This is a genomic window from Kitasatospora herbaricolor (assembly GCF_030813695.1).
In the GTDB taxonomy this organism is placed as follows: domain Bacteria; phylum Actinomycetota; class Actinomycetes; order Streptomycetales; family Streptomycetaceae; genus Kitasatospora; species Kitasatospora herbaricolor.
In genome coordinates this window covers 9,001,114-9,008,744 of the sequence record NZ_JAUSVA010000002.1, presented here as the reverse complement: position 1 = coordinate 9,008,744, position 7,631 = coordinate 9,001,114, and the positions used below count along the sequence as shown (strand labels likewise).

General features: G+C 74.1%; 8 protein-coding genes. All 8 read right to left on the bottom strand.

Annotated elements, in window-relative coordinates; genetic code table 11:
- Positions 1-68: 68 nt before the first annotated feature.
- On the bottom strand, positions 69-368 hold the full coding sequence (locus tag J2S46_RS38850; protein WP_191291026.1) for a hypothetical protein: 300 nt from the start codon (positions 366-368) through the stop codon (positions 69-71).
- Complete coding sequence (locus J2S46_RS38845) at positions 361-825, bottom strand: YbaB/EbfC family nucleoid-associated protein (RefSeq protein ID WP_191291027.1); 465 nt, start codon at positions 823-825, stop codon at positions 361-363. The genes J2S46_RS38850 and J2S46_RS38845 overlap by 8 nt, the downstream gene beginning before the upstream one ends.
- 38 nt (positions 826-863) lie before the next feature.
- Entirely contained in the window at positions 864-3,068 is a 2,205-nt protein-coding gene (locus tag J2S46_RS38840) for a WXG100 family type VII secretion target (RefSeq protein WP_191291072.1), read from the bottom strand.
- A gap of 124 nt (positions 3,069-3,192) precedes the next feature.
- Positions 3,193-3,612, bottom strand: a complete 420-nt coding sequence (locus J2S46_RS38835) for a hypothetical protein (RefSeq protein ID WP_191291028.1) — start codon at positions 3,610-3,612, stop codon at positions 3,193-3,195.
- A gap of 36 nt (positions 3,613-3,648) precedes the next feature.
- Complete coding sequence (locus tag J2S46_RS38830; RefSeq protein ID WP_191291029.1) at positions 3,649-3,936, bottom strand: hypothetical protein; 288 nt, start codon at positions 3,934-3,936, stop codon at positions 3,649-3,651.
- Positions 3,937-4,010: 74 nt separating this feature from the next.
- On the bottom strand, positions 4,011-4,337 hold the full coding sequence (locus J2S46_RS38825; protein ID WP_191291030.1) for a hypothetical protein: 327 nt from the start codon (positions 4,335-4,337) through the stop codon (positions 4,011-4,013).
- 206 nt (positions 4,338-4,543) lie between these two features.
- Positions 4,544-5,992: a type VII secretion protein EccB gene (gene eccB, locus J2S46_RS38820; protein WP_191291031.1), complete on the bottom strand. Its 1,449-nt coding sequence runs from the start codon at positions 5,990-5,992 to the stop codon at positions 4,544-4,546.
- 95 nt (positions 5,993-6,087) lie between these two features.
- The gene (gene eccD / locus J2S46_RS38815; RefSeq protein ID WP_191291032.1) at positions 6,088-7,467 is read right to left on the bottom strand and encodes a type VII secretion integral membrane protein EccD; all 1,380 of its coding nucleotides are present in this window, start codon (positions 7,465-7,467) and stop codon (positions 6,088-6,090) included.
- Positions 7,468-7,631 lie beyond the last annotated feature (164 nt).

Sequence of the window (7,631 nt, the reverse complement as noted above, 5' to 3'; positions counted from 1 at the left end):
GGAGCCTCCGACTGCGAAGCTGGCTGGTGCGGGCGGGAAGGGCGCCGGAGTCTGCCTCCGGGGGCCGGTCAGGCCAGGTCGGCGGCGTGCTCGTCGGCCGCGTCGAAGAGGTCGGCGGTACTCTCGCCGTGCTCTCCGACGCTCAGCAGCTTGAGCCTGATGCTCTCGACCAGCTGACTCAGACTCGCGGTCGGCTTGTCGACCTTGTCGTGGTACTGCTTGCCGATCTGGTCGTGGCCACCTCCCCTGACGTTCTTGTCCCCGACGTCCTTGAGCTCGCGCTCGATCTTCCCGACCAGCGCCGCCATCTCCGGGAACCTGGTGAACTCCGTCTTCAGGTCCTCAAGCTTCTTCAGCCGCTCAGCCATTGAACTCGTCCTGCTTGTCCGGACGCCGGGCCTCGCCGGCGCCCGGACGCATCGCGGTGAGCGGCGCCAGCAGGGCGTCCAGATCCATCCCGCCCGAGCCGGAGAGCAGTTCGTCCTCCCGTTCGCCCGTGAAGGCCAGCCGCAGCGACTCGCCGACCCCGTCGAAGGAGCGCATCGCCCTGGCGACCTGCTCGCCCATCCGGGCCTGGGCCTCGTTCAGCACGTCCTTCAGGACCGCCGCGAGGTGCGCGGGGGCCATCTCCTGGTAGGCGGTGGTGTGGAAGGTCAGCGCGAGCACCTGGCCCTGCGCGCCGACCTTCGCGGTGACCAGCCGGTCCTTGGTGGTCACCGAGGCGCTCGACGCCTGCAACTCCCTTGTCATCGCGGCCATCCTGGCCTGCTGCTCCTCCAGGGAAGCCATCGCCTGGGCGAGGTGCTCCTCGAACGAGAACTCCATCTCCCTGCCCTTCTCGACTGTGGAAACGCGGAACCGGCTCAGCGGCCGATCACGCCGTGGACCGCACCGGTGTCGGTGCCCCAGACCTCTTCGTCCTCGGACAGCCAGGTGGTCCGCTGGCGGTCCTTCTCACCCTGTCCGCCGCCCATGCCGCCACCCATCGGCGGGACCATCGGCATGCCGCTGCTGCTGGTGTTCACCGTGCGGCCGCGCATCACGGCCGCCTCCTCGGCGGCCAGCGCGGAGGCCTTCTGGGCCGCGGCCCCCGAGGTGGCGGCCTTGCCGCCGGGCGCCGTCCCCCCGCTGTTCTCGATGGCCTTGGCGCTCAACCCGCCGCCGGAGCTGACCAGTCGGGGCCCCGCGCCCGAGCCGAGGCCCTCGCCGGCACCCCCGCCGCCGAACGACCCGGCGTACGGGCCCAGCGAGCCGCTCCCGGTGCCACCGCCCGTGGCGCCGCTCCCGTAGTCGCCGAGGGACCCGAGGTCCAGGTTCCACGAGGGGAGGGTGGACGGTGGCCGGCCGACGCCGGTGTCACCGCCACCGCCACCGCCGCCCGAGGTGATCGCGTCGACGGCGTGCTGCCGGTCGAGGTACCGCTGGGTGAGGTCGGCGACAGGCCGGCCGGTCGAGTCCAGCAGCGTTCCGTCGGCGGCGACGGAGCCGCCCTTCGCCAGCACCACGGGGTTGCCGTCGCGGTCCAGCACCTGCTTGCCGTCGGGGCCGACGACCGAGCCGTCCTCCCGGACGGTCGAACCCTTCGGCACCTTGGCGTTGGACCCGTAGATGCCACCGCCGGTGCCCGGCGGGATGTCCGAACCCACCGGCACGACGACCGGCTTGCCGTTCTTGTCCTTGACCGGCTGTCCGTTGCCGTCGTACACCTGACCGTTGGCGCCGATGTACCCTCCCGGGGGCAGCAGCACGGGCTTCCTGTCGGCGTCCAGGACGGGCTTGTTGTCCTTGTCGAGGATCGGCGTCCCCGTGCCGTTGCCGCCGGTTCCCCCGCCGCCACCGCCGAGCACCGGGGGCGGGGGGAGATGGGTGTTGGAGCCGTTGCCGCCGGCACCGCCGTCCCCCGAGCCGCCGCTGCCGCCGCCCGCGCCACCGGTCAGGTCCAGCTTCTTGTCGTTGCCGCCGCCGCCGCTGCCGCCGCCGAGATCGGGGTCGCCGGCACCGGGCCCCTTCCCGGAGTCGGGTCCGCCCTTCGTCGGGTCCGGCACCGGGGCCGGGGGCAGGTCCAGGCTCACCGGCCGGTACCCGAAACCGAAGTCCGCGTTCAGGGTGTTGTAGGCCGCCTCCAGCGCGGCCATCGGGTCCGGCGACAGCGCCAGGCGCTCGTCCACGACCCGGGGCACCCTGCGCTTGTCCAGGCAGCGCTCGACGTCGGCCAGCCAGATCTCCTTCGCCCGCAGCTCCAGCTTGTCGTAGAAGTCCTGCTGCCGGGGGTCGCCGAGCGCCGTGCTGACCGACTGGAGGTTGCCGAGCGAGTCGATCTGCGGCGTGACGTTCTGCAGGGTCTCCGTCAGGGCCTGGAGGATCGCGTGGGACGGCCACAGCGTCCCGCTGTCCCACCACGACTGGTGGACGTACTGGAGCCCCCGGACCGCTCGGTCGATGGCATCGGCAGACGCGTAGAGGTCCGCCTCGAACGGCGACCTGTGGAGCTGGAGCCGGATGGTCTCCAGCTCCAGCGCGTACCGGTCGAGGAGCGTCTTGAACTCGCCGGCCGCGTCCCCCTGCCAGCTGCTGTCCGGCGCGTCCAGCGACCCCGCCCACTCCTTCACCCGCGGTTCCCAGGTGCTCAGCCAGGCGTTGACCTTGGTGAGCCCCGCCGCGGCGGCCCGCAGGCTCGCCGAGTTGACCGTGTCGTTGCCCCGGCCGCCCGGCATCAGCGGGGCGAAGATCTCGCGGTGCTGGTTGATGAACTTGGACAGCGGCTTGTCCGAGTCGTTGCCCCAGTCCGTGTAGTTGACGCTCAAGGTGATCGAGTAGTTGTAGTGCTCCTGTCCGATGGAGAAGTTCCACGCCCACCAGACGTCGGGGGTACCCACCCCGGCGTGCTGGCCGTCGGCGGCTCCCCCGTTGGCGTAGTAGCCCGAGCCCCACACCATCTTCATCACCGGCCGGAGCCACGGCTTGTCGGGCGAAGGTCCCGCGACCTCCTCCCTGGTGACGATCTTCGCGGTGCGCTGAGCCTCGGAGGCGAACGTCTTGAGGACGTCCTCCCATCGCATCGTGCCCATGGGCTTCGCTGTCTCCGATCAGATGAGGCTTGCGGGGGGAAGGGGGCCGGCCGGTGGTGGTGCGGAACGCGGCGGGGTCCGGTGAGCCCTCGGGCCCACCGGACAGGTGACGACCGGGCCCTGGTCAGCCGGACTTCGTCGGCGCCGACGAGACGACCTTGTTGAGGATCTGCATCATCTCGGCGGCCGTCATGGCCTCCTCGTGGGCGGCGTCCATGATCTCCAGGGTCTTCAGGATCTCCAGCTGGGCGTCGGTCATCTGCAGACCGGCCTTCTTGAGATCCGCGGCCAGGCCCTTGGCCAGGGCCCCGAAGTTGGCCTTGACGTTCCCCGCCGCGGGGAACGTGGCCGCGTGGCCCGTCAGCAGAGCAGTGAACTCGCCCGCCTCGACCCCGCCGAAGGCCAGCATCGCCTGGTAGCCGGGATCGGCGGCCAACTCCCGCAGGAAGTTGTTCAGCTGGACGTTGGCGAAGTACTCCAGGTCGTCGTGGTTCACGCTGAGCGTGTGGTGGAGATCGACGTTCCCCGGCCCGGGCTCAGCCATCGTGCCCGCCTCGCGCGTGGTCGCGGTCCACCGCGGTCACCCGATGCCCGCGCCGGCGCGGCGGTCGGCGTCGCGCAGCAGGCCGTGCATCTCGCGCAGCGCGCCGGCGGCCCGGGTGATGTCGTCCGTCATGTCCTTCTCGTTGTTGCTCAGCGTCGTGCGGAACTCCGAGGCCGCCGTGGCGAGAAGGCCGGACAGCTGCGCCTCAGCCGTGCGCAGGGCCGCGACGCAGTTCTCCATGCTGCTGTGCATCCGCGCACCGGCCTGGCTGAGCGCGTCGGCCGCCTCGTCGATGTTCGCGTGGTTGAGGGCGATGTTCGCCATGGGTCGATCCTTTCGTTCGGCCGCCGGCCGGGCCGGCGGTGACGGCCGGCCGGACGGCTACGGGGAGGGGACGGTCAGCTCGGGTTGAGCACGCCCTTGACGTGGCTCGAATGGACGCTCCAGTTGCCGCCGACACCGTTCGCGTCGTCGTGCGCGGCGTTGATCTGCTGGTGCCCGCTGGTGAAGCTCGACTGGAAGCTCTCGTAGGCCGCCTTGAGCTGGTTGTAGCGGCTCGTCCAGTCGTCGATGTTCTCCTGGTAGCGCGTGCTGCAGGCGGCCTTGAAGTGGTCGTGGACCTCGCCCTTGATGGCGACGATGTCGGCGAGCGAACTGCGCATGTCCGCGATGCGGTCGTCCAGGGTGCGCAGAGTGGTGCGGACGACACTGTCGTCGGTCGTCAAGCTGGGAGGAGTGGACACAGGGTTCCCTTCGACGGTTCGGGTGCACGGCCGGCGAATGCCGCGGGAGGGGCGGTGGCGTCCCCTCCCAACACCTTCAACGGGGCTGCGGCGGCGGAGGGTTCAGCAGGGCCGCGGGATCGTCGTCCCGGTCTGCCGGAGCCGCCCCCGTTCCCTTGGGGACCGGCTGCGGATCGACGGCGGCGATGTCACCGCGCGCAGGCCGCGCCGGCGGTGCGGGCGGTGGGGACCGACCCGCCGGTCAGGACGGCCGGGTCGAGGCTGGGCCCGGTGGGGAGCAGGGTCAGCAGGGCCTCGGGGGCGGCCGAGGGGACGACGGCGCCGTAGCCGAGCTGCTGGGCGGCCGCCGCCGAGGCGAGCGGGTACTTCACCCCGGCGTCGGTGACCAGGTAGAGGGTGCCGCCGACGCCGGCACTGGACAGGGCCCGGACCAGGGCGCCGCCGCCGGGCCGGACGGCGATGCTGTCGGCGCCGGCACAGGCCGGGTCCACGCCCGGCTGGGCGGCCGGCGGCGCGCCCGCGACGGCCTGGTCGTCGAACAGGACGACCGACGTGGTCGGCGCCTGGTCGGTGAGCGCCGACTCGGCGCAGATCCCACGGCCCTGGGGGACGGTCACCAGCTCCGGCGGCGCCGCGGGCAGCCCGGCCGCGGCGGGCGTGGGCCGGGCTGCGGCGGTGTGGGCGGCGAGGTCGGCCGGGCTGAGGCGGGCCGGGGTGACGGCCGCGCCCCCGTAGGCGCCGCTCTGGGTGCGCAGGTCGTTGCGGAGCAGTTCGAAGGCCATCGTGCCGAGCGGGGTGAGCCCGGCCGGGGTCAGCAGGTACGGGTCGCCCCCGGGGCCGGTGAAGAGCTGGCCGAACCGGGTGGGGCCGGCGGTGAGCTGCGGGCCGGCGGCGCCGCGGGACTCCACCTCGGGTGCGGCCAGGTCCGGCCCGGCGGTCAGGGAGTCGAGGAAGGCGGCGGTCACCGGGTAGGCGGTGACCGCGGCCTGGCCGAGGGCCTGGCGGGCACCGTTGCGGGTGTCGACGCGAAGCCGGCGGCCGTGCCAGAGCAGGTACTCGGTGCCGTCGGGCGCCGCCACCAGGGCGCCCTGGCCCTCGGTGAGGCCGGTGCCCCGGCCGCCGGGGCCGACCGCGAGGGCCAGTTCGGGGCGGCGGCCACCGGACGGGGCCGGCCGGCTGACGGCGCAGGCGAGCCAGGGCGCGGCGGCGAGCCGGCCGGGGGCGGGCAGGCCGTCCGGGGCCCCGAGGATGCCGACCGCGGCGCCGCGCGGGGTGCCGGCCAGCGAGTTCACGCTGACCTGGTCGACCACCAGCTGGTCGCCGGCCAGCAGCCGGGCGCTGGCCTCGTTCAGCACCGGGCGCAGGCTGCCGTCCAGGTAGAGGTAGCGGGCGCCGCTCTCCTTGACCACCACCAGGGTGCCGGGCTTGCGCCAGCCCGTGGCGCCGCCGGGTACCAGCGCCCCGTACACGGCGACGCCCAGGCACACCAGGACGGCGACGACCAGCCCGGTCACGGTGCCCCGCGAGGTGCGCCCGGACGGGGTGTCGGGGGCGTCGGGCTCGCCGCGCAGCATGCCGGTGGCCAGCCTGCCCATCACGAACAGGTGGGCCTGCACCTGGTCGCGCTTCGACTGCATCTCGTGGTTCTCCTAGGAAGGTCGGTGGGTGGCGGACCGTCAGGGTGGCCGGGGCCCGGCCGGCGGATCTTGGCGGGCGGGCCCGAGGGCCTGCCCTAGCCCGCGACGGCCCGCAGCGCGTGGTAGACCCCAGCGACGGCCAGCGCCAGAGGCAGCACCGCCATCGCCGCGAGCGAGTGCAGCAGGTCGGCGGCCCGGCCCCAGTACGGCAGGAGCCGGCGGCCGGGGACCGTCCAGGCGGTTATCGCCAGCGCGGCGGCCACGCCGAGCAGTCCGGCGAGCAGCAGCAGGCGGCCGCCGGTCCGCTGGTCGAGGGCCACGCCGCCGAGCAGCAGCGCCAGGCCGTAGACGCCGGGGAGCAGGACCGCCAGCCGCTGCGGGATGCTGCCGACGGCCCGGCCGTGCAGCAGCAGGAGGATGGACAGGGCGGCCGTCAGGGCCGCCGCGGCCCAGCCGTCGACGCCGGCCAGCACGGTGGTGCAGAGCGTGAGGACCAGTCCGAGCGCCAGGTGGAAGGAGGTCAGGTAGTCGTCGGCGATGTCGCTGCGGCTCAGCACGGTGCCGCTGGGGAAGGGCGCGATCCCCTCCTGCAGCTCCTCGGCGTTGCGGGGCAGCGCGGGCAGGCGCAGTCCGGACAGCCTGAAGCAGATCCCGGGGACGAAGGCGCCGACGACGACGGCCAGGACGGCGATCACCGCCGCCGCCTCGGACGTGCCGAGGCCGTTCAGCAGGAGCGCGCCGGCCAGCACGGCGTGCAGGGCCACCAGGGCGGTGCCGAGGAAGAGCGGCGCCGAGCAGCCGACGGCGGCCACCGCGAGGACCGCCGCGCCGGCCGCGGCCGAGCCGCCGGCCAGCAGGCGGGCGCCGGCCGCGCCGTCTCCGCCGCCGGTGGGCAGCAGGGCCCCGGCCAGGGCCAGGTAGGGCACCGCCGCCGCGCCCAGCGCCGTCCCGGCACCCGCGTCGCCCACCGCCCGGGAGCCGCTCGCGGCACCGAGCAGCAGCAGCACCCCCGTGAGGGCGGCGGCCAGGTCGCGGCTCCCCCTCGTCCCGGGGAGCAGCAGCAGCGCCAGCCCGCCCACCAGGACGGACAGTGCCAGGCCCAGCGCCAGGTGGTGGGTCAGTGCGGGCCGCCAGGTGTCCGGGCGGGCCCGCATGGCCGTGGCGACGCCGTCCGCCATGTCGTCGAAGTGCACCTCGGGCAGCGGGTCGCGGCGCGGGCGCAGGTGGAGCTCGTCGCCGTCGTGCAGTCCCAGCGCGTCCGCGCCGAGCTCCTCGTCCAGCGGCGCACCGCCGAGGCGCTGGAGGATCCAGCCGTCGTGGTCGACGCCCAGTTCGTCCAGGCCCGGCCCGGCGAAGCCGAGGACGGCCGGCAGCAGGTCGGCCAGCGGCACGTCGGCGGGCACCGCGAGGTCGAACACCGCGTCGGGTGTCCGGAACCTCAGTCGGCACAGTCCAGCAACGGTGGTCCCGTTCAAGGCTCTCCAATCTCCAACGACCCGGCGGGGGCGGGCGGCGCGGTGCCCCGGCGGGATGTCCTGACGGGGTGGGCGCCCCGGCCGCCGCCCGGGGGGCGAGCGGGCCGGGGCGCCGCCCGCACCAGAGACACGTGGCACGGAGCCCCTGGGGTTCACCACCGGTC

Excerpts from the sequence above, each read along its gene's own strand:
- J2S46_RS38830 (WP_191291029.1), bottom strand. The coding sequence starts at position 3,936 with ATGGCGAACATCGCCCTCAACCACGCGAACATCGACGAGGCGGCCGAC.
- eccB (WP_191291031.1), bottom strand. The coding sequence starts at position 5,992 with ATGCAGTCGAAGCGCGACCAGGTGCAGGCCCACCTGTTCGTGATGGGC.
- J2S46_RS38840 (WP_191291072.1), bottom strand. The coding sequence starts at position 3,068 with ATGGGCACGATGCGATGGGAGGACGTCCTCAAGACGTTCGCCTCCGAG.
- J2S46_RS38850 (WP_191291026.1), bottom strand. The coding sequence starts at position 368 with ATGGCTGAGCGGCTGAAGAAGCTTGAGGACCTGAAGACGGAGTTCACC.
- J2S46_RS38835 (WP_191291028.1), bottom strand. The coding sequence starts at position 3,612 with ATGGCTGAGCCCGGGCCGGGGAACGTCGATCTCCACCACACGCTCAGC.
- J2S46_RS38845 (WP_191291027.1), bottom strand. The coding sequence starts at position 825 with ATGGAGTTCTCGTTCGAGGAGCACCTCGCCCAGGCGATGGCTTCCCTG.